This window comes from Coriobacteriia bacterium (assembly GCA_018368455.1).
Taxonomy (GTDB): domain Bacteria; phylum Actinomycetota; class Coriobacteriia; order Coriobacteriales; family UMGS124; genus JAGZEG01.
This window is the reverse complement of record JAGZEG010000021.1, coordinates 1-25,978: the sequence shown is the minus strand read 5'-3', so window position 1 is coordinate 25,978 and position 25,978 is coordinate 1. Positions and strand designations below refer to the sequence as shown.

Annotated in this window: 22 protein-coding genes and 1 tRNA gene; 15 read left to right on the top strand and 8 right to left on the bottom strand. The window is 64.4% G+C overall.

What is annotated here, in order from left to right; translation table 11 throughout:
* Positions 1-38 precede the first annotated feature (38 nt).
* The 5 genes from KHZ24_10950 (at position 39) to KHZ24_10930 (ending at position 3,803) form a co-directional block, all read left to right on the top strand.
* Positions 39-788, top strand: coding sequence for a response regulator transcription factor (locus KHZ24_10950; protein MBS5451702.1), 750 nt, complete (start codon positions 39-41; stop codon positions 786-788).
* 117 nt (positions 789-905) lie between these two features.
* On the top strand, positions 906-1,220 hold the full coding sequence (locus tag KHZ24_10945) for a type II toxin-antitoxin system RelB/DinJ family antitoxin (GenBank protein ID MBS5451701.1): 315 nt from the start codon (positions 906-908) through the stop codon (positions 1,218-1,220).
* Entirely contained in the window at positions 1,204-1,698 is a 495-nt protein-coding gene (locus tag KHZ24_10940; protein MBS5451700.1) for a hypothetical protein, read from the top strand. Before KHZ24_10945 ends, KHZ24_10940 begins: the two co-directional genes overlap by 17 nt.
* 224 nt (positions 1,699-1,922) lie before the next feature.
* On the top strand, positions 1,923-3,002 hold the full coding sequence (locus KHZ24_10935) for a hypothetical protein (protein ID MBS5451699.1): 1,080 nt from the start codon (positions 1,923-1,925) through the stop codon (positions 3,000-3,002).
* 120 nt (positions 3,003-3,122) lie between these two features.
* The gene (locus KHZ24_10930; protein ID MBS5451698.1) at positions 3,123-3,803 is read left to right on the top strand and encodes a PspA/IM30 family protein; all 681 of its coding nucleotides are present in this window, start codon (positions 3,123-3,125) and stop codon (positions 3,801-3,803) included.
* Positions 3,804-3,941: 138 nt separating this feature from the next.
* Here KHZ24_10930 and KHZ24_10925 read toward each other — a convergent pair whose 3' ends face one another.
* The 3 genes from KHZ24_10925 to KHZ24_10915 form a co-directional block, all read right to left on the bottom strand.
* Positions 3,942-5,288 carry an ammonia-forming cytochrome c nitrite reductase subunit c552 gene (locus KHZ24_10925; GenBank protein MBS5451697.1) on the bottom strand — a complete coding sequence of 449 codons (1,347 nt, stop codon included), beginning with the start codon at positions 5,286-5,288 and terminating at the stop codon, positions 3,942-3,944.
* Between the two features lie 691 nt (positions 5,289-5,979).
* Positions 5,980-7,749 (bottom strand): ABC transporter substrate-binding protein, encoded by a 1,770-nt coding sequence (locus tag KHZ24_10920; GenBank protein ID MBS5451696.1) that lies wholly within the window; start codon positions 7,747-7,749, stop codon positions 5,980-5,982.
* A gap of 203 nt (positions 7,750-7,952) precedes the next feature.
* Complete coding sequence (locus KHZ24_10915; protein MBS5451695.1) at positions 7,953-9,317, bottom strand: PFL family protein; 1,365 nt, start codon at positions 9,315-9,317, stop codon at positions 7,953-7,955.
* Positions 9,318-9,493: 176 nt separating this feature from the next.
* On the opposite strand from KHZ24_10915, the gene tsaA reads away from it, so the two are divergent.
* From tsaA to KHZ24_10895, 4 genes are all read left to right on the top strand, one after another.
* On the top strand, positions 9,494-10,300 hold the full coding sequence (tsaA, locus tag KHZ24_10910) for a tRNA (N6-threonylcarbamoyladenosine(37)-N6)-methyltransferase TrmO (protein MBS5451694.1): 807 nt from the start codon (positions 9,494-9,496) through the stop codon (positions 10,298-10,300).
* A 103-nt stretch (positions 10,301-10,403) separates the two neighbouring features.
* Complete coding sequence (locus tag KHZ24_10905; GenBank protein ID MBS5451693.1) at positions 10,404-12,578, top strand: flippase-like domain-containing protein; 2,175 nt, start codon at positions 10,404-10,406, stop codon at positions 12,576-12,578.
* Positions 12,575-13,123, top strand: a complete 549-nt coding sequence (locus KHZ24_10900) for a gamma carbonic anhydrase family protein (GenBank protein ID MBS5451692.1) — start codon at positions 12,575-12,577, stop codon at positions 13,121-13,123. Before KHZ24_10905 ends, KHZ24_10900 begins: the two co-directional genes overlap by 4 nt.
* Before the next feature lie 96 nt (positions 13,124-13,219).
* Positions 13,220-13,981 carry a tyrosine-protein phosphatase gene (locus KHZ24_10895; protein ID MBS5451691.1) on the top strand — a complete coding sequence of 254 codons (762 nt, stop codon included), beginning with the start codon at positions 13,220-13,222 and terminating at the stop codon, positions 13,979-13,981.
* A gap of 133 nt (positions 13,982-14,114) precedes the next feature.
* Here KHZ24_10895 and KHZ24_10890 read toward each other — a convergent pair whose 3' ends face one another.
* Positions 14,115-15,824, bottom strand: a complete 1,710-nt coding sequence (locus KHZ24_10890) for an FAD-binding protein (GenBank protein ID MBS5451690.1) — start codon at positions 15,822-15,824, stop codon at positions 14,115-14,117.
* A gap of 302 nt (positions 15,825-16,126) precedes the next feature.
* Between KHZ24_10890 and KHZ24_10885 the strand changes: the two genes are divergently transcribed.
* A complete protein-coding gene (locus KHZ24_10885) occupies positions 16,127-17,578 on the top strand; it encodes a helix-turn-helix transcriptional regulator (GenBank protein ID MBS5451689.1) in 1,452 nt (483 codons plus the stop codon).
* 36 nt (positions 17,579-17,614) lie between these two features.
* On the opposite strand, the gene KHZ24_10880 is transcribed toward KHZ24_10885, so the two are convergent.
* Entirely contained in the window at positions 17,615-18,049 is a 435-nt protein-coding gene (locus tag KHZ24_10880) for a peptide chain release factor-like protein (GenBank protein MBS5451688.1), read from the bottom strand.
* Positions 18,050-18,110: 61 nt separating this feature from the next.
* Positions 18,111-18,186: transfer RNA gene (locus KHZ24_10875), tRNA-Val, on the bottom strand.
* Between the two features lie 404 nt (positions 18,187-18,590).
* Here KHZ24_10875 and KHZ24_10870 point away from each other — a divergent pair.
* On the top strand, positions 18,591-20,300 hold the full coding sequence (locus tag KHZ24_10870; protein ID MBS5451687.1) for an FAD-binding protein: 1,710 nt from the start codon (positions 18,591-18,593) through the stop codon (positions 20,298-20,300).
* An 87-nt stretch (positions 20,301-20,387) separates the two neighbouring features.
* Here KHZ24_10870 and KHZ24_10865 read toward each other — a convergent pair whose 3' ends face one another.
* On the bottom strand, positions 20,388-22,040 hold the full coding sequence (locus KHZ24_10865) for a helix-turn-helix transcriptional regulator (GenBank protein ID MBS5451686.1): 1,653 nt from the start codon (positions 22,038-22,040) through the stop codon (positions 20,388-20,390).
* 10 nt (positions 22,041-22,050) lie between these two features.
* A complete protein-coding gene (locus tag KHZ24_10860; GenBank protein ID MBS5451685.1) occupies positions 22,051-22,857 on the bottom strand; it encodes a DUF554 domain-containing protein in 807 nt (268 codons plus the stop codon).
* 197 nt (positions 22,858-23,054) lie between these two features.
* On the opposite strand from KHZ24_10860, the gene KHZ24_10855 reads away from it, so the two are divergent.
* The 4 genes from KHZ24_10855 to KHZ24_10840 are packed head-to-tail and all read left to right on the top strand — an operon-like array spanning position 23,055 to position 25,888.
* Positions 23,055-23,459: a hypothetical protein gene (locus tag KHZ24_10855; GenBank protein ID MBS5451684.1), complete on the top strand. Its 405-nt coding sequence runs from the start codon at positions 23,055-23,057 to the stop codon at positions 23,457-23,459.
* A complete protein-coding gene (locus KHZ24_10850; protein MBS5451683.1) occupies positions 23,452-24,540 on the top strand; it encodes a DUF1016 family protein in 1,089 nt (362 codons plus the stop codon). Before KHZ24_10855 ends, KHZ24_10850 begins: the two co-directional genes overlap by 8 nt.
* The gene (locus tag KHZ24_10845) at positions 24,540-24,680 is read left to right on the top strand and encodes a hypothetical protein (protein ID MBS5451682.1); all 141 of its coding nucleotides are present in this window, start codon (positions 24,540-24,542) and stop codon (positions 24,678-24,680) included. The genes KHZ24_10850 and KHZ24_10845 overlap by 1 nt, the downstream gene beginning before the upstream one ends.
* A gap of 23 nt (positions 24,681-24,703) precedes the next feature.
* A complete protein-coding gene (locus tag KHZ24_10840; GenBank protein ID MBS5451681.1) occupies positions 24,704-25,888 on the top strand; it encodes a site-specific DNA-methyltransferase in 1,185 nt (394 codons plus the stop codon).
* Positions 25,889-25,978 lie beyond the last annotated feature (90 nt).

Here is a 25,978-nt window from a genome sequence, read left to right as displayed (position 1 = left end):
CGTTTGACCTGGCTATACTGGGGCGTGCGTGTTAGGGGATGACGGCGCGAAAGGGGAGGGACGCGATGGCGAAGATTCTGGTGGCAGATGACGAGCCGAGCCTCGTGTCGGCTCTGGGCATCATCCTGACTGGAGCTGGCTATACGTTTTTTGGCGCATGCGATGGTCGAGAGGCTCTTGAGAAATTTGCACGCGAGAAGCCCGACCTCGTCGTGCTCGATATTGTGATGCCGCATCTTGACGGTTTCGAGGCATGCGAGCGTATTCGCGCCATCGATCCCGATGTCCCCATCCTCATGTTGTCAGCAAAGGGCGACATCGTTGATAAAAAGATCGGTTTCAGGGCTGGGGCCGACGACTACCTCACAAAACCGTTCAACGAGGAAGAGATCTTACTACGCATCGAGGCGCTGCTGCGTCGCCGCGCCCGACGGGGCGGAGCCAAGGAGGTGCCCAGCGGAGGTAGTGGCCACGGCCGCGGCATGACGGAACCCGTTACGATCGGCGATCTCCACATCGATCCGCGTCGCTGCGAGGTGACGGTTCACGGGCGCACTGTGGCACTGACACCCAAAGAGTTCCAGATCCTGGCGCTCATGGCTGACGCGCCGGGCAAGGTTTTCACGCGAGAGGACCTGATCGAGGCGATCTGGGGCAAGGAATACGAGGGCAGCGCCATCAGCATCCCGACATACGTTCGTCGCATCCGAGAAAAGATCGAGGACAATCCGTCGAGTCCCGTCTACCTACAGACTGTCTGGCGCTTTGGCTATCGCCTCGGCGCGTAGCCTCCCGGCGCGCAACTTCTCATCCCCAGGCTGGCGGTTCGGAGCGAACAGATATATACTGTATATCAACTATACTCGAACAGAGGCATCGAGCCGCTGCGGCAGGGAGGGGTGCCCGTGTCTGCGACCCAGATGAACACGCGTATCGATGAGGCGCTCAAGCGCGAGGGCGACGAGGTATTGGCGCGCTGTGGCTACTCGCCGAGCCAGGCAATCCGGGCGCTGTGGACATATCTCGTCCAGACGGGGGACGTCCCCTCGTTTATGAAGGAGTGGCATCGCAACGAGTTTGAGGCCGAGCGTCGGCGCAGGCTTGCGTGTGTGCGCGAAGGTTCGGGCAGCGTGTTGCGTCTGGCCGAGGAGATGGGCCTGGTGCCCTGCTCTGCTGGGGCTCCCTCCGAGGAGGTGAGGTGCGATGGCCGCAACGCTTAACATCGGCCCGGTGGTGTGCGACGCCACGCTGTGGCTTGAGTACCTGGTGGGCAGCACGGCGGAGCGCTGTCGGGAGGCGACGGACGTCATCGGAGCGCTGACGACGTGCGGCTCGCAGATCTGGGTCGCGTCCTCGACACTGGCCAGCCTGGATCGCATGCTTCCCCGGGCATTGCGCAGCGCCTGTGCGGTGGTGACCCCACTGCCCGAGGCCGACCCCCGCGCTCTTGAGGCATGCGCACGTGCGGCGGTCACGCACGTCATGGACCTGGCGCGGGTTGCCAGCATCGGCCAACGGGAATGCGAACGGGCCCGAGAGCTGTGGCCGCGTCTGAGCGACTTTGAGCGTAATCTTGTCGTTGCGGCGGCGGAATCGATAGGGGCGGCGCGCATCGTCACCTATGACGAGTCGTTCCGCGCGGCATATCCCGAGATATGCGTCGATCCCTGCATCTTCTTGGCTGGGACGCAGGGGTAGGGTCAGGGGACACCCGCTGCTGGGTGGCAGCGTCTGATGCGGGGCTCCGAGGGGCCGGTTGCTGCGGGGCTGACGATCTGCCCCTCTGTGGCGCCTGTGGATGATCACAGTTTGCCGCGCGATCCGCTGCTCGGCGGGGTACACGAAGAACGATAGCCGTACGACAAAGTGTGTGCTCGCCCGGTGCGTGGGCCCCGGACGGCCTGTGAGAAGTGGGGATGCCCATGGGTAGGTCTGGCGGCGGAGGCGGCGGTTTCTCAGGTGGTGGCGGCTTTTCGGGAGGTTTTTCCGGAGGAGGTCGTGCCTCGGGCGGCTTCTCGGGCGGCGGTAGCGGCGGGCGTAGCGGCGGTGGCGGTTTTTCGGGCGGTGGCCACGGGCCCTCGTTCGGCGGATTCGGTTGGGGCGCTCCACGCACGGTCATCGTTTCCCACAGGAGTGGTGGTCCGGGCGGCTTAGGCGGCGGTCCCAGCTTCCGGGGCGGCTCGGGGTCAGGCGGTTCTGGCTCCGGCGGCAGCGGGTTCAACGCGCTTGTGGTCATCCTCGTCGTGCTGCTTGTCATCGGCATTGTCGTAGGCCTGCCCAACTGCTCTGGCGGTTCGGGAGGCTCGGGCGGGAGCATCGCCACGTCCACGGTTGAGCGCGAGGCCCTGCCTTCGTCGGCTGCCGAGCAGAGTGGCTACTACACCGACGCGGATGGCGACTGGATCCATCAGCCCACAAAGCTTGAAAGCGGTCTCAAGTCGTTCTACAAGGACACGGGCGTGTGGCCCTACGTCTACATTCTGCCCAACGGCGAGACGACGTCGATCTCCGACCTGCAGGCACGTGCCGAGCAGCTCTACGACGAGCTGTTCAGCGACGAGGCGCACTTCCTGCTTGTCTTTTGCGACGACGGCTTCGGCGGCTACAACTGCGGCTATGCGATGGGTTCGCAGGCCAAGACCATCATGGACGACGAGGCCATCACCATTCTGGGCGACTACCTCGACCGCTACTACGCCGATACCTCCATCAGTGAGGAGGAGATATTCTCCCGGGCTTTCGCGGACACGGGCGAGCGCATCATGACCGTGCAGAAGTCGCCGGTCGTGCCCATCGTTATCTGCGTGACGGTTGTCATCGTGGCCGGTGCGATTGTCATCATCGTGCATCGGCGCAACGAGCAGCGCGAACGCGAGCACAAGCGCACGGAGGACATCCTCAAGACGCCGCTCGAGAAGTTCGGGGATGCGGACGACGCCGCTGAGAAGCTTGCGCAGAAGTACGAGAAGAGAGACGAGGACAAGGCAGACGGCCCAAAGTAGGGCGCGTCTTCAACCTAGCGTAGAAGTTAGGTTGTGCCGCCGGGCGGGTACAAGAGAAAGCGTGCGTGCAAACAGCGGACACGCGAGCGAGGCGCCGAGGCGCCAGACGGGAGCACACAGATGGGCATTCTCGATCGTTTCACCGACATTATCAAGGCCAACATCAACGATCTGCTCGACCGCGCCGAGGATCCCGCCAAGATGATCGATCAATACCTGCGCGAGCTTACGGACAACCTTGCCGAGGTCAAGCAGGAGACGGCTGCCGTCATGGCGGAGGAGGCGCGCACGAAGCGCCTGGTCGACGACAACAAGGACGAGATGGCGCGCTACGAGGATCTGGCCAAGCGCGCCCTACAGGCTGGCAACGAGGGAGATGCCCGCGTGTTCCTCGGCAAGAAGCAGACGCTTGCTGCCAAGGCCGAGACGCTGCAGGCCACGTATGCCGCCGCCCACGCCAACGCCACGAAGATGCGCGAGATGCACGATAAGCTCGTGACCGACATCGAGACGCTCAACGGCCGCCGTGAGGCCATCAAGGCCAAGACGGCCGTCGCCAAGACGCAGGCCAAGGTCAACGAGTTCAGCTCGGGTGCCGACAAGGCCGAGGGCGCGATGGCGGCGTTCGCGCGCATGGAGGCCAAGGCTGACCAGATGCTTGACCAGGCCACGGCCCAGGCCGAGCTTTCGCAGAAGCCGGCCGATCGCGCTGCCGAGCTCGAGGCCAAGTACGCTGCAGCCGGCAATACCCAGGCTGTCGACGACGAGCTCGCCCGCCTCAAGCAGGAAATGGGGCTGTAAGCTCTTCGGAGGCGCCGCCCGTATCGTAGGGGCCGCGCGAGCCTGAGCACGCCGGAGGGGGTACCCGGAAATCTTTCGGGTACCCCCTCCCTTTTTTCGGGAGCTATGAGCTGGGCTGCTGGCGGCTCCGCTCCGCCTTTAGGCGCTCAGGCTGGAGATGATCCCGTCGAGCAGCTCTCCGGAGCGCTCGTAGTTCTCGAAGCCAACCGTGGCGTTGTGAACGATCTTGGAACCGTCGTTCTTGCCGCCCTTCGTGTAGTGGTAGAACGCTTCGGCCAGCGAGTAGTCGTCGCGCGCTTGCTGGATGAGCTGCTCATCCATGCCGCTGTCGATGGCGGCGGCAATGGCGTCGTGGGCCTGCGTGAACTTGCCGTCCAACTCCTCGATTGCCGCGGCGGCCTTGGCCTGCGTGTCGCGCACCATCGAGAGCATGTCGTCGGTGGTCTGGATGTCATCGCTCGCGTGGCACGTCAGGCATTTCTCCATGGCGACGGGGTTGTCCGTGGGCGAGGCCGAAGCGTTGTGGTACGTGAACTCGGTGCCGGACTCCTCGTCGGTTGTTATGGGCATGTGGCAGTCAATGCACGTCAGACCGGCAAGGTCGTGTGCGCTGTTCTGCATGAACTCAACGTCGGGGTGGTCAAGGCAGCTGATGTCGATGCCCAGGTCGTCGGTGGTGTAGATGCCGTCCTCCATGGCGGCCTTATAGACGGATTCCACGTCGAAGCCGTACTGATAGGGCTCGAACGACTCCATGACCTCCTGGCTCGTGATGCGACTGCGGTGATCGTAGGAGTTATGGCACTGGCCGCACACGCGGTCGCCGGCGTCGACCTGCTGCTCCTCGCCATGTGCGAGCGTGAGCCAGTACGTCAGCGTTGCGTCGGGCGCGCTCGTGGCCGGGTCGCCGTTATGACAGGTGTTGCAGCTCCACACCTGGCCGTTCATGTACGACACGAAGTCGCCCGTCATCTTCTCGGTAAACGAGCTGGCGCCGTAGTCCTCGAGCCAGTAATCGTAGTTCTTCGACTTGCACGAATAGCAGCCCATGCGCTCGCGCGTGCCCGATAGGTCGTCGAGGTCGGTGATGGGCACGAACCAGCGCTGCTCGGCAGGGTCATACTCAAGGCCATGCACGATGACGTCGCCGGTGTTGTAGTCGCCGTCTGTGTCTACGAGCTTCGTGTCAGTCTGGCCATCGGCGCGCATGACGCGCTCGCCGGGGGCGAGCAGTTTGGCCTTGAGCGAGTAGTGGCCTTCGAGCTTGCCGTCTTTGATGGTTTCCTCAACAAACGAGCCGTATTCGAGCGGGTAGCGGGCTCCCCAGTCCTCCATGAGCATGTCTTTTGAGGCGCTGTCGGATGATGTGTCTGCGCTCGCGCTGGGTGATGGGCCAGCTAGCGCCGCGCTGACGCCGATGGTGGCGCATAGGGCGAGCGACGCAGATAGCATCGCCGCCTTCTTCACGTGAGAAGCCTTAAACATGAGTACCCCTCTCCTTGCTTGACGATACGTCCTCCCGCGCGACCATTGTCTTAAAAACATTCAGGAAGTTTGGTTGCGAGAGAATTGCATCGGCGATTGCGTTTTCGCAATTGAAGGGCTTGCATGAGGTTTTTCTCGCGGGTGCTGTGACTGCCCCGCGCGGCGTGGGGAGCGTAGGGCACACGCGTGCGGCCAGAATCGACGGGTTTGCGAGCTTTTGCAAATCGACGCCGCGAGATTGGGCGCTCTTTGCGGTTGTGCCAGGTTTGCGCAGAGAAGGCGCCTGACGTACGTGGCTCTGACCTGGGGAAATGCGGATCGCCTTATCACCTTGCGTCGCAGAAGCGAAAAACGCGCCCCGCAAACCTTGCACAGCCGGAGATCGCGCCCATTTTGGGCGCCTGCCTTTGCAAGACCTAGCACAACCGTGAAATGTGGCCGGCTGGTCGGCCGAAAAGTAGCCCAATACCGGCTGGCTTGGGGAAGCGCGCATGGCGATGGGGATGCGGCTGGCGACCACGGGCCGAAGTGGCGCGAGGGGAAACCAAGGGACCGCCTCGGCTTCCCGCGCGCCGTCGGTACCTCACTTCCCGGAACAGAATCCGCGCGCACGGGCCCCGCAGCTCGGCACGCAACTGAGCTGCGGGGCCCGCTTTGCCTCGCGGGTCTTGCCGTGTGGCGCCCCGCGTCCTTACTCCTCGAGCCAGGCTTTCGTGAGCACGGCGACGTTGTCGGGCCCAAAGAACAGGTTGTGCACGCGGCTCGACGTCACGTAGTAGTGCCGGTAGAAGAACAGCGGGATCACCGGGAAGTCCTCGGCCAAGATGGCGTTGGCTTTCTGGTAGGCAGCCGTGCGCTCGTCGGCATCGAGCAGCTGGGATGCAGCCAGGAACGTCTCGTCAAACTCGCTGTTGGAGTAGAACGACCAGTTGCCACCCGTTCCCGTGCGGAACAGGTCGTTGAACACGTAGTAGGGCGACGGGATGAACCCGACCCATCCCAGGCGGCCGAACTGGTAGTTTCCGTTCTGCAGTCCGTCGAGGTAGGCTGCCCACTCCTGCGTCTCGATCTGCGCGTCCACGCCCACCTTGCCCAGGTCGGCCTGGATCATCGAGAGGATGTCCTCGTTGGAAGAGCCCGGGTTGCACGCCAGCGTGACGGACAGGCCGCGCTTGCCGTCGGCGCCGACGGGGTAGCCCGCCTTGTCGAAGTATTCTGAGGCGAGCTCAGCATCGCCCTCGGGCGGGCAGAAGTCCCACCCCGCGCTCTCGTAACCGGGCATGATGGGCGTCAGCATGTTGTCCGCCGGCGTGCGCGTGCCCTGCAGCACCGTCTCGCAGATAGCCTGGCGATTGATGGCGTACGACATGCCGATGCGCACGTCCTTGTTGCCGGCTATGTCGTCGGAGAGGTTGCACAGCAGGTAGTACGTCGAGTTCTGGTCGCCAGTGAGCACCTGTGCGCCGGGGTTGGCCACGTAGCCGTCGCCGCCGGCCTCGCCGTATTGCGCGATAGACGCCTCAAACTGGCCGGACGGGATGACGGTGTAGTCTAGGTTGCCGCCCATGAACTCCATCCAGGCCGTCTGGTCGTCGCTGAACACCTGGAAGTTCACGCCGTCGAGGAACGGCTTGTCGCCCCAGTACCCCTCGTAGCGCTTCACGTTGATGTGCTGGCCGTCGACCCACTCGCCATCCATCATGAAGGGGCCGTTGCCGACGGGGGCGACACGGAACTTCTGGAAGTCCTCCTCGGTGTCGGTGCATCCGTAGGGCACGGGTGCGCTGATGACGTCGGCGACGACGGCGTCGAACTCCGCGAAGGGGTAGGCGAGATTCACGACGAGCGTGTAGTCGTCGGGGCACTCGACGTCGAGCTCGGTGGCCTGCCCCGCCATCATCTCGGAGGCACCCTTGACCTGCTCGATCTTGTAGCCCACGGCAGAGGGAGCCGGCTTGAAGTCCCCGCGGCAGATGCGCTCCCACGCGTACTTGTAGTCGCGTGCTGTAACGGGCTGCCCGTTGTGGAACGTGGCCTCGGGGCGCAGGTGGAACGTGAACCGCGTGGCGTCGTCGTTGGCCTCGTAGCTTTCGCAGGCCTGGGGCACGACGCGTCCATTTGCGTAGTCGTAGCGGGTCAGCGTCTCAAAGAGGTTCGAGCAGATTTCGATGCCCTGGTTCTCCTCGGCGCCGAACGGCTCGATGGCGCCGGGGTTGCTGACGTACCAGCGCAGGATGCCGCCGCTGACGGCGCCCGTCGTGTCGGCGTCGTAGGCTGGGTTGATGGCCTCGCCTGCCCGCGCGAGCTGCCGGGTGCTGGACGCTCCCGCGCAGGCGAGCGCTGTCGCCGTCGCGAGTGCGCCCGCAAGGAAGGCGCGCCTCGTAAGCGCGGGTGCCTGCAAAACTCCGGTTGCAGGGGATGCGCTCGGGGGATTGCCGGTGCCGGATGTGTGCAGAGCCATGGGATGCCCCTTTCTGCGGGATGCGAGACGATCACGCCAAGAGCTTCCCCCATGGTAGGGACGATTTGTGTCGCGGCGGTTTTATGCCAGTCTTTTGTCGGCGAGTCGCCGGGCAGGGGCTGCCCGCGGCTGCGAGCGCATGAAAAAGGGCGGGACCGGAGCCCGCTGAGGCTCGCGATCCCGCCCGATTGCCAACCGCGCCGCTAGTTCTTCAGCGAGTTGAGCGGGGCGGGCATGCGGCCGCCGCGGTGTGCGAACACGGTGCCAGCAAACGCGTTGAGCGGCATGACCGGCGCGGAGCCCATGAGGCCGCCGAACTCGAGCATGTCGCCGACCTTGTGGCCGATGGCCGGGATGAGGCGCACGGCCGTCGTCTTGTTGTTGATGACGCCAATGGCCATCTCGTCGGCGACGAGACTGGCGATGGCCTCGACCGTGACGTCACCGGGCACGGCGATCATGTCGAGACCCACGGAGCACACGCACGTCATGGCCTCGAGCTTCTCGATGGACAGCGCGCCGGACTGCGCGGCTGCGATCATGCCGGCGTCCTCGCTCACGGGGATGAACGCGCCCGACAGGCCGCCGACGCTGGAGCTCGCCATGACGCCGCCCTTCTTCACGGCGTCGTTGAGCATGGCCAGGGCAGCCGTCGTGCCGGGGCCGCCGCACTGGCCGACGCCGATGATCTCGAGAATCTCGGCCACGGAGTCGCCGATGGCAGGCGTCGGGGCCAGGGAGAGATCGACGATGCCCATCTGCACACCGAGGCGCTTGGAGGCCTCGCGGGCCATGAGCTCGCCGACGCGCGTGATCTTGAACGCCGTCGCCTTGATCGTCTCGGCGACCGTCTGCATGTCGGCCTGGGGGCTGAGCTGCTTGAGCGCGGCCGCCATAACGCCGGGGCCCGAGACGCCGACGTTGATGACCTCGTCGCCCTCGCCCGAGCCGTGCACGGCGCCCGCCATGAACGGCGAGTCCTCGACCATGTTGGCGAACACGACGAGCTTGGCTGCGCCGTAGCAGTGGTTGTCGGCCGTCTTCTCGGCCGTGGCCTTGATGACCTGCGCCATCTTGAACACGGCGTCCATGTTGATGCCGGCGCGCACGCTGGCGAGGTTCACGCTGGAGCACACGCGGTTTGTCGAGGCGAGCGCGTCGGGGATGCAGTTGATGAGGCGCAGGTCGCCGTCGCCCATGCCCTTCTGCACGAGCGCCGAGAAGCCGCCCACGAAGTCGACGCCCACGGTGGCGGCCGCGTCGTCGAGCGCCTGGGCCAGAGGCACGAGGTCGGTGGCGGGCGTGGCGGCCGCGAGCTGGGCCATCGGCGTCACGGAGATGCGCTTGTTTACGATCGGGATGCCGTACTCGCGCTCGAGCGACTCGGCGACGGGCACGAGGCGCTCGGCGGCGGAGGTGAGGCGGTCGTACACCTTGCGCGCCATCACCTGGATGTCCTCGTCGATGCAGCTCATGGTGTTGATGCCCATGGTGATGGTGCGCACGTCCAGGTTCTGCTGGGCGACCATCGACAGGGTCTCGCCGATCTCCTGAATGGTGATGGACACGGGGTTGCCTCCTTGGGGGACGGTGCCGTTGGTGGCGCGTGGCGAGAGCCCCGCAGGGAGGCCGCTCGTTTTCTGGTGTGGCGCCTTGTCCTCATTATAGGGGCGCGTGCGGGGCGGCGCTCGCGTATGCTGGGATGCATCAGGAAAGTACGAGGTCACGGACCGAAGAGGTGCCCATGGAGCTCGACGCAATTGCGTGCGTGCGCACAGCCTATCCCACGAAGTTCGGTGTGCCGCGCCAGCCGGGGCTTGTGGACGCTCTGCCGGCGCGCGTGGAGTTTGCGCCCGCGTATCGCAACGCCGACGCCGTGCGCGGACTCGAGGGCTTCGACTACGTGTGGCTCATCTGGGGGTTCTCGCACAACGACCGGGGCGAGGCGTCTGCGGAGCGCCCCGCGTGGTCGCCGACTGTGCGGCCGCCCATCCTCGGCGGGACGGCGCGTCAGGGCGTGTTCGCGACGCGGTCGAGCTTCCGGCCCAACGGGCTGGGGCTGTCGTCGGTTCGCCTTGCGGGCGTCGAGCTCGACGCGCCGTACCCTGACGGCTCGCGCGGTCCCGTGCTGCACGTCCGCGGCGCCGACATGGTGGACGGGACGCCGGTCTACGACGTGAAGCCCTACCTCGCTGACACGGACAGCCACCCGCAGACGCGTCTCGGCTGGAAGCAGGGCGTGCGCTGGCCCGAAATCGAGCGCGTCGTCGTGCCGCCCGACGAGATGGCGCGCGTCCCCGAGGCGCTGCGCGAGGGGCTCGTCCAGGTGCTGCGCCAGGACCCTCGCCCCGCCTACACGCGCCGTGGCCAGGAGGATCGCGAGTTTTGGGTGCCGCTCGGCAGCGAGCCGGGGGAGGCGGTTGCCGTGTACTTCACGGTGGCAACCGGGCTCGAGGCTGACCGGCCCGCCGCTTCCGAGCTGCGAGTCACGCGCGTGCGCGAGCTCTCCGACGACGAGCTTGCCCGCTTGCGCGCCACGGGCACGTTCTAGCGGGTCTCCCGCGTCCCTCGCGTGGGGTTTGCCGGAGCCGCTCGCAAACCCGGCTTGTCATGCGATACTTGGAAGACGGCGAGCAGGGGAGGGGGCGAGGCACGTGGGACACGTTCGAGTGCGAGGCGTTCAGAGCCGCCGCCTGCGCATCAAGCCGCGCACGATCCTCACGCTGGCCCTCGCCATCATCCTCGTCGTCGCGGCCGTCACTCAACGCGATCAGGTCGCCCAGATCGTTCAGGCTATGTCGCGCGGGGCCGTCGTGCCGTTGCTTGCCGCCTGCGCGCTCGAGGGCTGCCGCGTCACGTTCCACGCGCTTGCCTACACACGCTCGTTCAAGGTCATCGGCGCAGACGTCCCGCTGCGGGCCACGATTCCCGCCTGGTTCAAGGCCGTCTTCATGAACACGGTCGTCTCGTCAGGAGGCGTGTCGGGGCTGGCGGCCGTCGTAGACACGGCCCGCTCGCGCGGCGTGCCCGTGGGGTCGGCGACGTCCGCCACGGTGTTCACGCAGACGTGCTTCTACTCGGCGTCGTTTCTCATCATTCTCGTCGGCTTCTTCGTCATGGGGATGAGCGGCACGCTGACGGTGCGCGACGTGCTGTTCGGCTCCGTCATCGGCGTGTCCGCCGCTGTGTTTCTCGGCCTGCTGCTGCTCGGCCACCTCAAGCCGGGCCTCCTACAGCGCGGCATGCGCTGGATCGAGGCGCTTGTCGTGCGCGCCTGCCGCCTCGTGCGTCTCAAGCGCGCGCCCAGGCCGTGGGCCGACAGCCTCGTGCGCTCGTTCAGCACGGCCGCCAGCGAGCTGTCCCGAAGGCCCCGCAAGGCGCTCGCCGTCTTCGCGACGATGGTCGTGGCCATGGGCTTCGACATGCTTGCGTTCATGGCGTCCGGCATTGCGTTCGGTATCGCGCGGCCCGACGCCCTGCTCGGCGGCTACGTGACGGCCCTCGTCTTTAACAGCTTCACCGTGACGCCAGGCGGCGTGGGCGTCGTCGAGACGCTTGCCTCGGCCGTGCTGTCGGGCTACGGTTATCCTGGCACGCTGGCCGTCTCGGCCGTGCTCACCTACCGCGCGCTCATGTACTGGATCCCGTTTGCTATCGGCGGCGTCATGATGCGGGCGACGGGCGCGTTCTCGCTGGGATCTGCTGCCAATGCGCCGGCCGCGGGCTCGGAGTCTGCAGTACGGCGGACGCTGGGCGCCTTCCTTGCGAGCCGGCTCGATAGGCGGACGGCGATGTGCGCCCTGCTCGTGGCAGTTGTCGCCGTGTTCGAGATCGTGTGCGCCGCCCTGCCGCCCGACGCCGCCATGGTGGACCTGCTGGAGCGCTACATGCCGGCGGGCGGGGCCATAAACCCCGTGGTCGTTGTCGTCGTGGGCTATTTCCTGCTGCTTCTCGTCCCCGGTCTTCTCATGCACGATCAGGGCTGCTGGCTGCTGGGCATCGTGTCCCTGCTGCTGCTTGGCGTGACTGCGGCGCTGTCGGGCCACGGCCTGGGTGGCATCGTGCTCGTTATCGTGGCCCTCGCGCTGCTCGTCGTGTGGCAGGGGTGCTTCACGGAGCGCACGTTCCTGCGGCGCCTCGGCCGGCTCGTCGTCGTGCTTCTCTACGCGATGGCCCTTGCCGTGCTGTATGCCGTCATCGGTATGGTGGCGCTGCGCGGAAGCCTGCCAGGGTCGCCGGGAGTCCTTGACGCCGCGTGGATGGGCGTCCAGACGCTCGTGACGCTGCCTGCGGGCCTTGAGCCGGGAACGCATGCCCTGTGGTTTGCGACGAGCGTTCGCGCCGTGATGGCGACGCTCATGGTGTGCCTCGTGTTCGTCATCGGCAGGCGGATGGTTGAGCGCCTGCACGCATACAACCGTCCCGAGGCGCGCGAGATGCGGGCGTTCAACCGAGCGGCCGCGCGCAAGGCGGCTGACCTGCGCAAGGCAGATCGGGCGCAGCGTCGTGCCGAGAAGCTCGAGGAGATGGGCTTGCGTCGCCGGGCGGGGCGCGCGGCGGGCGAGCGCGAGCCGGTCGTGCCGGGTCCCGGGGATGCCCCGTCGCCGCCGGAGGATGGCGAGCCCGGCGAGGACGGCTCCGTGGCGCCCGACCCCGAGTCCGGTACGCCTGATCCCGAGCCTGCCGCGCCGGGTTCCGGGGATACCTCGCTTTCGCCGGAGGATGGCGAGCCCGAGGCGAGCGCCTCTGGGCCCACTGTGCTCGACTCATTGCCGGCATCCGGCTCTTCGCCCACTTTTACCAGCGAGAATGACGAGGCATCACGATGATTCGTGCGTTTGAGGACAAGGTTCCCTCCATTGGCGAGCGCGTCTATGTGGATGCGTCCGCCCAGGTGTTGGCCGATGTCACGCTCGGAGACGACGTCGCTGTCTATCCCGGCAGCGTCATCCGCGGCGACGTTGATCCCATCGTCATCGGCGCAGGCTCCGTCGTCGAGGACGGCTGCCTGCTGCACGCCGACGTGGGCGGGCTGACCATCGGGCGCGACGTCGTCATGGGGCACGGGGCCATCGTGCACGGCGCGCGTGTGGGCGACAGGACGCTCATCTGCATGGGTGCGACCGTGCTGCGCGATTCCGTCATCGGCGAAGGCTGTCTCATCGCGGCCGGGGCGCTCGTGACGGAGGGCAAGGTCATCCCGCCGCACTCCGTCGTCATGGGCGTGCCGGGGCGCGTCGTGCGCCAGACGACGCCCGAGGACGATCGCCGCATCCGCGAGGCGATCGACTACTACCGCGAGCTCGATGCCCGCTATCGTGTTCCGGGTGCCGTCCGTGTTATCGAGGACTCCGGTGCCGTCGAGGCCCGGTAAGCGAATCGTAAGGGGGCGCCCCTGCGGCCCGGGGGCCATGCCGGGCGCGTGCTACCATCGCGCGAGTGAACCGGCTCTTTCATAAGGGGGACTTTCATGACCGAGGATGCCATCGTGACTGACGCGCTGTTCGTGCCCGAGCCGCTTGAGCTGCAGGGCGCCCACAACATTCGCGAGCTGGGCGGCTATCCCACGACGGATGGCGGCTGCACGCTGACGCATCGCGTGCTGCGCGGCGATGAGCTGACGCGCACGACGCAGGCCGACCGCGCCAGGCTTGTGGAGTACGGCCTGCATCGCGTCATCGACCTGCGCAGCTCGCTCGAGAACGAGCGCGAGCCCAACCCGTTCGTCAACACGCCGTACGTCGAGTACGTCAACATCCCGATGCTCGACCGCATGAACTCGGCCAACTTTATGGATGAGTTGCCGTCGTCGCTCGGCGAGCTCTACATTGGCTTGCTCGAAGGCAGCGGCGCCGACCTGGGGCGTGTCATGCGCATGCTCGCTGAGCCGTCGACGGGCGTGACGCTTGTGCACTGCACGATGGGCAAGGATCGCACCGGCGTCGTGAGCGCGCTGTTGCTGCTGCTTGCTGGCGTCGGCGAGGACGAGGTCGTGGCCGACTACGCGGCGACGGCGCACAACATGGCCGAGCAGGTCGAGGCTCTGCGCTCTGCTGCCGCGCGGGCGGGCGTCGACGTGCCGATGGCGCTGCTGAGCTCCGATCCCGCCGACATGCGCACGATGCTCGACCACCTGCGGGCGCACTACGGCACGGCGGCCGACTACCTCGTACAGCGCTGCGGCTGCGACCCCGAGGTGCCCGTGCGCCTGCGCGCCCTGTTGCGCGGGTAGGGGCGAGAGGCCAAGCGGGGACAGGACGCCAAAAGCTCCTCGGCCATCCGAGAAAGGTTGGGGATCGGATGGCCGAGGAGCTGATCTTGCGAGGCTTCTGCGATTGTCTGTCTACCGGCCGCAGCCGAGGCCCTTACTCCATCGCGGCGTTCTCGCCGGCAATGATGGCGGCAGTCGCGTAGTGGCCGAGGCTGTTGTGGGTGCGACGGTAGCCCTGCGAGTTGCCGCACTCACCGCAGGCGTACAGGTGTGGAATGACGGGCTCCTCGTCGATGGACACGATGTTGGTGGGCATCATAGCGGTGCCATCGATGACCTGGGATTTCGTGTTGACGCGCAGACCGTTGCGGCAGGTGTGGCGAATGAGGCTTGCGCGAGCGGCGTAGAAGGGTCCCGTCTCGATCTTGCCGGGCATCTCTTCGCGGCCGAACTCCTCGTCGACGCCGGTCTCAACGTAGCCGTTGTAGCGCTCGACGGTGGCGATGAGCTCATCAGCCGGGATACTCATCTTTTCGGCGAGCTCTTCAAGGGTGTCGGCATAAGCGACGCACGTGGGGTCGAGCAGCGAACCCGTGTAGGGATCCGGGTTCATAATCTCCTCGATGGGCCACTGCACTTTTTCTGCCATGGGCGCATCGACGATAGCCCACACATTGCGAGGCTTCGGGAGCTCGAGGAACGTCTTCGTCCAGTGGCGCTCCGGGTTCTCGGGGTGGTCGGTCTGGAATGGGCTCTCGGGGAAGACGCCCTCGTTCTCATTTATGTAGCGCTTGCCGTCGCTGTTGACGATGATGCCGTTTCGATAGAGCAGATTGGTACCGAGAGTCTTTCCGCGCTCCCAGTTCGAGTTGTCCGTCCAGTCGAAGGGCTCGGGCCCCCAGCTCCAGAACTGCGTGAGACCGAACCAAATCCACAGGTAGCAAGGCATGGACATGTCCGTGAGGATGCCTCCCACCATGGCACCGGCAATCTGGCCATCACCGGTTTCCTCGTTGTAGACGCCGCCAGTGGCAGGGGAGGCACCGTCTCCGTAGCAGAACTCTCCTGCGGCACGGGGGTCGTATGCGGCGACCATGCGGTCGTTGTCCGTCCAAGACCCGGTTGCGATGATGACGGCCTTGTTTGCCTTGATGTTGATGGTCCCGTCAGGCGTCTGAACCTCGGCGCCAATCACGGGGCCGTCGCCCTCGCGGTACAGGCGCGTCATGCGGTGGTTGAGCAGGATCGGGACGTTCAGCTCGTTGAGGCGGTTTTCCCAGACCTGCGTCCAGCAGATGCCGGCGTTCTTTCCGGTATCGAAGCCGCCGACGTAGACGCCGGGGTTTGAATAGGGCCACAGGCCGCGCTCGATGTCGCCGCCCAGCATGCCGGCCGAGAGCGGGCCCCAGACGAGGCCGAGATCTGCCATCCACTTGACGGTCTCGGCGCCGCGCTCGCACAGCACGCGCATGATCTCTGCGTTGCCGCGATATTCGCAGGCAGCCATTTCCGCCTGATACCAGTCTTCGAGGTCATCCTCTACGCCGGCAGCTTGCTGCACGATGTTGTTGCCTCCCATGGTGCAGCCGCCGCCTGAGGCGAGCCAGAACCCGCCCGTGTGATCCGACTTTTCGATGACGAGGGTGTCGCAGCCGGCCTCGGCGGTCTTGATGGCGGATGCCATGCCGCAGCCCGCGCCCACAACGAGGACGTCGACCTCGCGATCCCACGTATCGGGAAGGACATACGATGCCGTGGACGCCATGGCGGTTCCTGCGCCGGCTACGGCTGCTCCGCAGGCGCCCAGCGCAGCCCCTTTGAGAAGATTGCGACGCGACACGGTTGCTCGCTTATTGGTGTCCATGGGGTCCCCTTTCGATCGGTGGCCTACCGGGCGGCAGGCCTGCAGTGGTTGACCGCGCGTCGCGTGTCCGATGCGGCCCGGAGGGCTCCAGGGGGCCGGAGCGCCTGGGGGCTATACCGCGGCACGAACGCTGGTCTCATCTTTGCGGCTTCTGTCTTGGGGCGTGTACCGCACGGCGTGGTCAAGTGGGCGGGAGGGGGCTGCACGGGTGTCGTGTAAAATGTGGTATTGCGCGCTAGGGATATGCCAGTGCAGCGGGAACGTGTCGGAAGCGGGCCCGCGTGAGGGGGATGACAGAGATCATGGGGGTTGCTCGAGAGCACGTGGCCTGGCAGGTTGTCGCCTGCCTTGGGTTCGGGCTGTTCTGGGGGACGAGCTACGTCCACTATTCCGGGACGCTTTCTGATCTTGGGCTCACCACCTTTGTCGAGGTTCTCACGCGCGGTTTGTCGTGTGCTGTTTGTGCTCTGGTTATCTGGAAGGCGCGACGTGTGACGCGCGGCATGTGCGTTGGGATAGCTGCTCTGCTCGCGGGGTGGGTTGCCATACGCCTGGGAGGACTCGGCTCGTCGGACATCGCCTCGCTTGCCGGGAGCATCTTCTACGGGCTGTGGACCGGGGGCGTCCTTGCGTGGTGGGTGCTCGCTCTGTACGGGTTTTCTCGCGCGGCTCTTACCGTGGTGGTGCCGATCGGGTTTGCGGTGTCCTACGCCTACGGCATGGCCGCCGCGTGGGGTGGGGGACCAGTGGCACTGAACGCGCTTGCGGGGCTGATATCTCTCGCCGCGCTGGTGGCCCTTCTGATGTTCAACCGTGCCTTGGCGCCCGACAGCGCCCCAGATGACGGTCCGTCCGTGACGAGCGAGGCGCCCGGTTGCAGGGTGTCATCCACAACGGACCGTGGCGGTGCGTCCGGTGCCGTCTCTTTGCCCTTTATGGGCGCAATCGTCCTGCATCTAGTGCTGATGGGGATGTGGTTTCGCCTGGGTGCCGAGTCGGGTGGCCCCATGTGGTTGCTCGAAGTTCCGGTGGGCTTCGGGTGCGTTGCTGTGCTGTTGGCGATGATCCCTGTCATGCTGAGGAGCCGCGGTGTTGCTTTCATGCAGAGATATGCTGTCTTCTCGTTTTGCGCGCTTCTCGTGTCCCTGTTGTTGAGCGCCTTGTTTTGGGATAACGCCCCTCTGTACATCAAGGAGTTTGCGGGAGTTTGGTTCGCCACGTTCCAGGCTGTCATGTTCGTGTGCTGCGGTGCGGAGGAGAAGCGCGTGGGACGCCGAGTCCTCATGCTCGGCATTGCGCAGGGCGCGACTCTCTTGCTTTTGGCGGCGGGAAATGTGGTGGAACCCCTCCTCTTCCCGGGCAACACGTATGACCGTACGATGTTTCTCGCTGTGTCGTTCGCGTTTGCGGTGGCGCTGGCTGTGCTGGTTGCTCTTGATGTCTATCGGCTGATGACGCGAGGAGTGCGTTCGGCAGGCGAGGCGGAGAGCGCTGACGCAAGGCGAGGCGATGCGGCTCGAGGGGATTGGTCTGCCGCCCTGGAACGCGTCTGCCGCTCCTACGGGGTTTCTCAGCGAGAGGAGCAGGTGCTTGAGAGTTTTTCTCGCGGGCGAAGCACGGCCTATATAGCCGACGAGCTCTCCCTGTCCGAAGCGACGGTGCGAACGCACCTCAAGAGGGCGTATGCAAAAATGGACGTCCACAGCCGACAGGAGTTGCTCGACGTGATCGAGAAGGAGTGCGGTATGGGCTAGGGATCGCCTGCCTCGTCTCGCGTGCGCCCCCCGCCCCTACCAGTCGTCGCGGCGCGAGACGCTGCGCTGGGCCTTCTTCTGGCTTGCGTGGTGTTTGGCCTGCAGACGGCGTTCCTTCTGGGCGCGCGAGACCTTCGTGGGCGTGCGCTGCTTGGGCGGGTGGCTGCGACGCTCGAATATGGCGCGCAGCTTGTCGAGGCAGGTCAAGCGGTTCTGCAGCTGGCTGCGCGAGTCACGCGAGACGACGGTGACGCCGGTGGGCACGTGCCGCATGCGTACAGCGGAGTCCGTCGTGTTGACGCCCTGGCCGCCCGGCCCCGTCGCGCGGAACACTGACACGTCGCAGTCGCGCATGAGGCGCTCGTTGGGCTGGCGCGCGAACGCCGCATAGTCCCGGTGCGTCAGCGGCGCGGGACCGTCGTGCTCGGCCTGCTCAGGCGCGGGGGCGTCGGCGTCTCTGGATGCGGGCATAAGGCCCTCCTCTACGAAAAAGGCCAGCGGACAGAATGCGTCGCTGGCCTCCAAGAATCGATGGTGGGCGATGAGGGATTCGAACCCCCGGCCTTGTGCGTGTAAAGCACCTGCGCTAGCCGCTGCGCCAATCGCCCCGCTCCTGCGCGCCGGATCGTGTGAGACGGCCCGCCTCTTTGAGAGGCATGCTGCGCAGTAAAGAGAAAGTCTACCACAGCTTGGCCCGACCCTCCGTGGAGAGGCGCAACGAATTGGTGCGCGACGCACGGGGGTGTTCCGGAAGGTGGGCCCGTCTTGCGGCGATCGAAGTATTCTTGCCCATCTACCTGCGATTTTACGGGCCATACCCGAGTTCGGGTGATCTTGGTGAGCCGGGTATACCGGGCGGAAATCCCGTCTTCTGCGCGACGCGGGTACACGTTTCCGATGGCATCGTGAAGCCTGTCGCACAGACGCGGTGACGCCGGGCTCGCCCGATCGCACTTACGCAGGGCGCCCGTAACGAGCATCGCCGCCTCGCCATTCGAAAGGGGATCGCACTATGGAACTCACGCGCAGGAACTTCGTCGCCGCCTCCGCCGCCGCGGGCGCCGGCATGGTCGCCGCGAGCCAGGCCGCCGTTGCGCTGGCTGACGAGAAGGCGTCCGCCTCTAAGGACGCCCCCGCTGCCTCGTGGCGCGACAAGCCCGCGCCCATCACCGACATCGCCTCGACCGAGGACTATGACCTCGTCGTCGTCGGCGGCGGTAACGGCGGCTTCGTTGCCGCCTGCACGGCTGCTGAGGCCGGCGCCAAGGTTGTCGTGCTCGAGAAGTACTCGTTCATCGCCATGGCGAAGGAGGCCATCGGCTCGGTGGGCGCCGCCGACCAGGCCGACTTCCCCGTCGACATGGCTCGCCTCATTGAGGAGGTCGACTCCTGTCAGGCTGGCGCCGTCGACGCCCGCCTGTACAAGGTGTGGGGCGAGAAGTCTGGCGAGATGATGGACTGGCTGACCGGCGTGCTTGAGGAGCAGGGCCTGCAGGTCGTGCTCGAGAGCGCCAGCCCCGACCCCTCGCTCGATGAGCACATCTACTACCCGCCCATCTGCCACAACACGTTTGGCGCCTGGGACTTCGACTACAATCCCGACGGCCCCAACTACGGCATGTACGGTCACGTTGAGGCGCTCGCCAAGCACTTCACCGACCTCGGTGGCACCATCGCGTTCGAGATGCCGGCCCAGCAGCTCGTCCAGGACGCCGACGGCACGGTGACCGGCGTCATCGCCAAGAACACCGACGGCCAGTACGTGCAGTACAACGCCGCCAAGGGCGTCATTCTGTGCACGGGCGGCTTCGCGGGCAACGCCGAGATGGTGAGCGAGCTCGTTCCCGAGACGGCGTACTGCGCCGGCACCTCGACGACCGGTGACACGGGCGACGGCGTGCGCATGGCCATGTGGGCCGGCGCCGAGCTCGAGTCCGACCATGCCTGCATGATCTGGAACCGCGTCATCCTGCCCGACGACTTCCAGTTCGGCCTCGATCCCATGGCAACGGTGTTCCTGCCGGGCTCGCAGCCGTTCCTGCACGTCAACATCCTGGGCGAGCGCTTCATGAACGAGGACAAGCCCTACCCGATGAGCTTCAGCGCCGGCGCGCACCAGCCGGGTCACTTCTCGTGGGAGGTCTGGGACGGCAAGTACTGGGAGGACATCCAGCGCTTCGACACGACGGGCTGCTCGCGCATGAGCCCCGCCCCCAGCGGCACGGCTGCCAACGCCGACGTCTATGACTGCGAGGCCATGACGAAGGAGCACCTCGACAGCTACTGGCTGCAGCCGAGCCTCGACTCCGGTGCGCTCAAGAAGTGCGACACGCTCGAGGAGCTTGCTGCCGCCATGCAGCTTGACGAGGAGGCCACGCAGACGTTCCTCGCGACGGTCGAGCGCTACAACGAGCTGGCCGAGGCGGGCGTCGACGAGGACTTCGGCAAGGCGGCCTACCGCATGAGCACGGTCAGCGAGCCCCCGTTCTACGCGGCACGCATCGCGGGCCTGCTGCTCTGCAGCATCAGCGGCATCCTGACCGACACGCGCTCGCGCGCCCTCAAGGCCGACGGCACGACGGTCCCCGGCCTGTGGGTGTGCGGCAACGACCAGGGCGGCTTCTACCCGCAGAATTACCCCTCGCAGCTCATCGGCATGAACATGGGCCGCGTGTGCACGTTCGCGCGCATCGCCGCCAAGGACGCGCTCGGCGTGGAGTAACGCAGGGCTATCCCGACAGCATGAAGTGATGGGGCCCGGACGACGCCTGTTTGGAGGCGCGTCCGGGCCCTTTGCGTATCGTCCCGCTTATGCGAGGGGATCGCGCACGAGGTCGATGAGCTCCTGGCGCGAGTGGACGCCGAGCTTGGCATACACGTGCTTGACGTGTGTCCCCGCCGTGTCGAGGCTGATGGTGAGCGCGTCGCGGATGTAGGGGTTCGAGCGGCCGTGCGCGAGCAGTACGAGGACCTCGCGCTCGCGGGCGGTGAGTCCGTGTCCCTCGGCGAGTTCGGCGCAGCGCAGGTCGATGGCGTCGACGTCGGCTGGAACGTCGTGCCGCGCGGTGGGGGCCGTCTTCGAGGGGCCTGGCTTGGCGGCAGCGTCTTCCTTGGCGATAGCGCAGTCCTGACCGTGCGCTGCGGCCGCGTGGTAATCTGCCGGGGAGGGGGAGCTTGTCTGCGCAAACGACGTCCGGCCGTTGAGCGTGAACATCACGCTGGCCACCATGATGAGGGCGAGCGCGAGGATGCAGCCTGAACTCGCTGCGAGCTGGGGTGCCACGTGCAGGATCACGATGTTGAGCGTCACGCCAACGAGATCGCCCAGGTGCAGGCAGATCCAGCCCAGCCCGAAGATGCGCGTCGGCGTCATGTGCCCCTCGACGCAGACGTGTGAGAAGTAGACCTGCGTGAGCAGACAGAACGCAAGGCGGGCCCCGATCGACCCCATAAACGAGAGGTTCCCGCCGACGCCGGGCCCGAACCACACGGGACACGCGAGGCTCGCCAGTACGAACGGGCACATCCAGCGATAGAGAAACTGCAGGTTGAAGCGCCGTGGCGTCAGGATGCCCATCCCTGCGATGACGCAGGCGAGCGCCGCTGCCCCGACGAGAGCGAGCTGCGTGACGCCGAGCGGCACCATATCCGGGACGAAGCACCCGGCATAGCAGATGACGGCGCTGGCGACGAGGATGCCCTGGCCCTCGCGGCCGAACGAGTGGATGAACGCGGGTACCGATACGCCGGAGGGCTGGTCTGCTCGGCTGGGGGCGGCCTCTTTGCCGGGGGTACTTCCCCGGGCGGCACGGAAGAGGGCGATTCCTGAGGCTATCGGCAGCAGCGCCACGACGAGAAGTGCGATCCAACCCGTGAGACTGGCACAGATCAGGGCGAGCAGCGCTGCGACAACGGCTGAGATCGAAGAGCTCATCTCGGTGACGCCTTGCTCGAGCTGGGCATATAGCTCGCCCCACATGACCCACAGCGGCGCTGACCCGATGCCGGTCAGAAAAGCTCCACCCCAGAAGAAGACCTCCCCCGCGAGGCCCGAGACGCCGGGGACGCACATGAGCAGCGTGCCGAGAGCAGCGGCTGCCGGGCAGGCGAACTGCCACGCCGGGCGGCTGGAAAGCGAGCCCGTGCGGCTCTCGAACGCCACGATGACGACGAGCACGAGCACGCTGATGGCGAGCGGTGCCCCGGAGTGCACCAGGTCCCCGACGAGAGAGGACGACGCGTCGTAGCTCGCTTCGGTGCTGCCTGCGAGCGACCAGCTGATGGAGTGCAGGTAGAACGTGCAGAACACCCAGGCGAGCAGGAAGGCCCAGCCCAGGTGCGCGTACGATGGCCGCGGCAGTTGGCGTGCGATGTCTCCCAGACGATGCACGGTGTGTCCGAGTCCCGCGCGGAGGCCGGGCTCAGCCGACTTGCCGTCCTGGTGAGGTGCTGCGTGTTGCACGGATCGCTCCCTATGCCCCGACGATGAGGTAGTAGACGATGGGGACGAGCATGGCCGGGATCATGTTGCCCGCCTTGATTGTATGCTCGCCAAGCACGTCGCGCAGCAGCAGGTTGAGCCCGACGGCGAAGATGAGGGCGTTGCCGACCATCGAGAGGCCCGACGCCATGGCGTCCGTCATGAAGTTGCCGACCAGCATGCCGATGAGTACGAAGACACTCTGGTAGACGAAGAGCGGCAGGGCCGAGAACGCCGTGCCGACGCCGAGCGACGACGCCAGGATGAACACGATGACGAAGTCGAGCGCTGCCTTGACGAGCAGCGTCTGCGGGTTGCCCATGCCGTCCTCGAGGCCGCCCATGACGGCCATGGCGCCGGGGCAGATGATGAGCGCCCCCGAGATAAACGCCTCGTTGAAGCGGGCGCCGTCGGAGGGACGTGCGGTCTGGTCGCTGCCCGGACGCGGGCGAGGGTGGGCCACCGTGCGGCGGAGCCAGTCTCCGAGCAGTTCGAGCTTGCCTTCGATGTCGATGGCCTGGCCGATGACTGTGCCGATGATGAGCGAGACGATGAGGAGCACGGATCCCTGTGCCTGGAGAGCTACCGGGCCCGTTGTGCCCGCGGCGCCCGCGGTACCGGAGAGCATCTGCGCCAGCGTGCCTGACAGTCCGATGAACGCGCAGCCCAGACCCGTCGCCTGCATGAGGGCCTCCTGCAGGCGGCCTGTGACGAACCGGCCGAGCGCGATGCCCAGCAGGCTGCCGAGAACGACGGCCACGGCATTGACGGCGTTGCCCAAGAAGGGGACTGCGGGCACGATGGCCTCCCTACAGAACGTGACGCGAACGGATACGTGCGCGACGTATCGTAGCGCAGGCCGAACTCGATGTGGGTGCCATCGGAGCGTCCGGGCACCTACGGTAGGCACGAGAGGTATGCTGATAGAATGCTCCTTGTGTCATGCGGGGCGTAGAAGCCGCCTACCGGGTGCTCCTCTGGGAGGAACTAACCGCTATGAAGTTGCTGAATAACGTTGGTCCAGAGAGGCTCGGAGACACCCTCGCTTCATCTATCGGCGAGGGGGGTAGGCTCTCGATTATAAGCGCCTACTTTACGGTGTTTGCATATCGTGAGCTCAAGGAGGAGTTCTCGAAGGCGGATTCCGTCCGCTTCCTATTCAGCGAGCCGACCTTCGTCAAGGCCGTGGGGGATGCGGAGGATCCGCGCCGATTTGAGCTTGAACGCCGCAGGCGCGAGCGTGGTGTCAGTGGCGTCGGTCTCGAGCGTACAGGGGACGCCTATCCAGTCTGGTGGTATCTGTGTTATCGAGAGCCCGGATGGCGTCGAACGCGCCGCCGCGAGGTTGAGCGGCATATGGCTGTGATCTTCGAGAAGATACAGGAGCTGTGCCATGACTGACATCGAGCGCTATAGCGGCGGGGTTTCATATGCGAACAGCGGCAATGTTGTCGCTGATGCCAAAACCATCATCGGCTCGTCACAACGAGCTGCTCATGGTGCCATCAACACCTTTCTGGTGCTGCGCAACTGGCTGCTGGGGCGCAGGATTGCTGAGGAGGAGCTCAAGGGCGAAACGAGAGAGGAACTGTATGGCAGAAAGGTCATCCCAAACCTCTCTGAGGAGCTTACGAGGGAGTATGGCAAAGGTTTTACGAAGAGAAGCCTGTACCAATGCGTGCAGTTCTACAGGATGTTCCCGGAGATTGTGCAATCGCTGACTGCACAATCTTTTCCACGTCTGAGCTGGACGCACTATGTCGAGCTTCTCCGAGTGAATAACCCCGAAGCGCGCTCGTGGTACGAGCAGGAGGCAGCGGCTCAAGGCTGGAGCGTAAAAGTTCTATCCCGAAACATTTCCAGCCAGTACTGCGAGCGCATGCTTTCCCAACACATCAATCCGCCCCATGGGAAGGAACTCGCGCAAAGCGAATCCGCCGAAAGGGCTCAGCGTCTTGCCATGATCAAGAGCCCCATGATCTTTGAGTTTTTGGGTTTACCCAACGATCCGCATATTCACGAGTCAAAGCTGGAGAGCGCCATTCTGGCCAACCTCCAGCAGTTCCTTCTTGAGATGGGCAAGGGCTATGCGTTCGTTGCGCGCCAGCAGCACGTGCGGACCGAATGGAGCGACTTCTTTATCGATCTCGTCTTTTACAACTACATCCTCAAGTGTTTTGTATTGGTTGACCTCAAGGCGAGCAAGATTACGCATCAGGACGTCGGGCAGATGGATATGTACGTCCGTATGTATGATGAGCTTAAGCGAGGCGAGGGCGACAACCCAACACTGGGCATTGTGCTGTGCGCGGAGACAGATGAGGCGATTGCTCGCTACTCTGTGCTCAAGGATAGCGAGCAGCTGTTTGCGAGCAAATACAAGCTATATCTTCCGAGTGAGGAAGAGCTCAGGGCGGAGATTGAGGAACAGAAACGTTTGTTTTTGGCGCAGCACGAGTCTGAGGAGAACGGAGAACAGTAATGGCAGAGTTTAAGAAAATGGATTTGGAATCCGAGGATTTGGTCGCGGATAGAATCGAGCAAATAAAGCGGCTGTTCCCCGAGGTTGTGGTCGAGGGATCTTCGAGAGAGAGAGAGAGAGTAAAAGCGCTGCGCGCATAGACTTTGACAAGCTGCGTTTGCTTTTGGGTGATGAGGTGGACGAGGGCCAAGAGCGCTATGCGTTTACGTGGCCCGGCAAAGCAGACGCCATCCGTCAGTCACAGACCCCCAGCACGGCGACGCTGCGCCCGTGCGTGGAGAAGAGCCGGAGCCGCGACGGCGAGGACGGCAGTTTCGATTCCGACAATATCTATATCGAGGGCGATAACCTCGAAGTTCTGAAGCTCCTCCAGCGCGGCTATCATGGCAAAGTCAAGATGATCTATATCGACCCGCCATACAACACGGGTGAAGACTTCGTATATAGGGATAAGTTCGGCGACACTATCGAGAACTATAAGCAACAAGCGGGTCTGATTGGCCAATCCAATGCAAAGACAAACGGTCGCTATCACAGCGACTGGTGTTCGATGATGTATCCCCGGCTCAGGTTAGCGCGTGAATTGATGTCCGATGATGCTCTGCTAGCTATTTCTATTGATGATAATGAAGTTATTAATATATATTATATAATAAAAGAATTGTTTGGAGAAATTAATTTAATTGCATTAATGCCACGTATTACAAAAAAGGCTGGAAAGTCATCCGTGGCGTTGGCAAAAAACCATGACTATGTCCTGCTCGTTTCAAAAACGCCGGGCGTTGCTCTATACCCCCCTCTCCAAGACGATGATATAGATTATCCACATAAAGATGAATACTACGACGAACGAGGGCCTTATAAACTGAACCAATGTCTTGATTATGATAGCTTGGAGTATAGCTCTTCGTTGGATTATCCAATCGAGATTGATGGTGAAGTCCTGTATCCCGGTGGGGATGTTGAAGCTTATGAGAGGCGCCGCGCGGGTAACCATGCTCGTGCAGATTGGGCATGGCGGTGGTCAAAAGAGAAGTTTGAATATGGATTAAAAAACGGGTTTATCGTAGTTAAACATGGAAAGAGAACAAGAATATATACAAAAACATATTTAAATGCATCTATTATTGAGCAACCACCTAAAAACTCTAAAAAGTATTCTGTAGAGATTATTCCAAGAACCGTGTCTCTTTCGACACTGGAGTATACGAATAACCGTTATTCAAATGATAATGCCAGCAAAGGTCTGGCCTCTTTGTTTGACGGGAAAAAAGGTTTATTCGACTACTCAAAACCGGTTTCCCTTATTCAAAGCTTGGTCCAAGGGCCTGTAAGATTGTCTGTGTAAGTCCCGCGACCCGGGGCCCGTCCCCGAGGAACGGAGGCGAGGCATGGCGAGGAGGAAGAGGGACGCGCGCGCCGAGGAGATCGCGGCGGC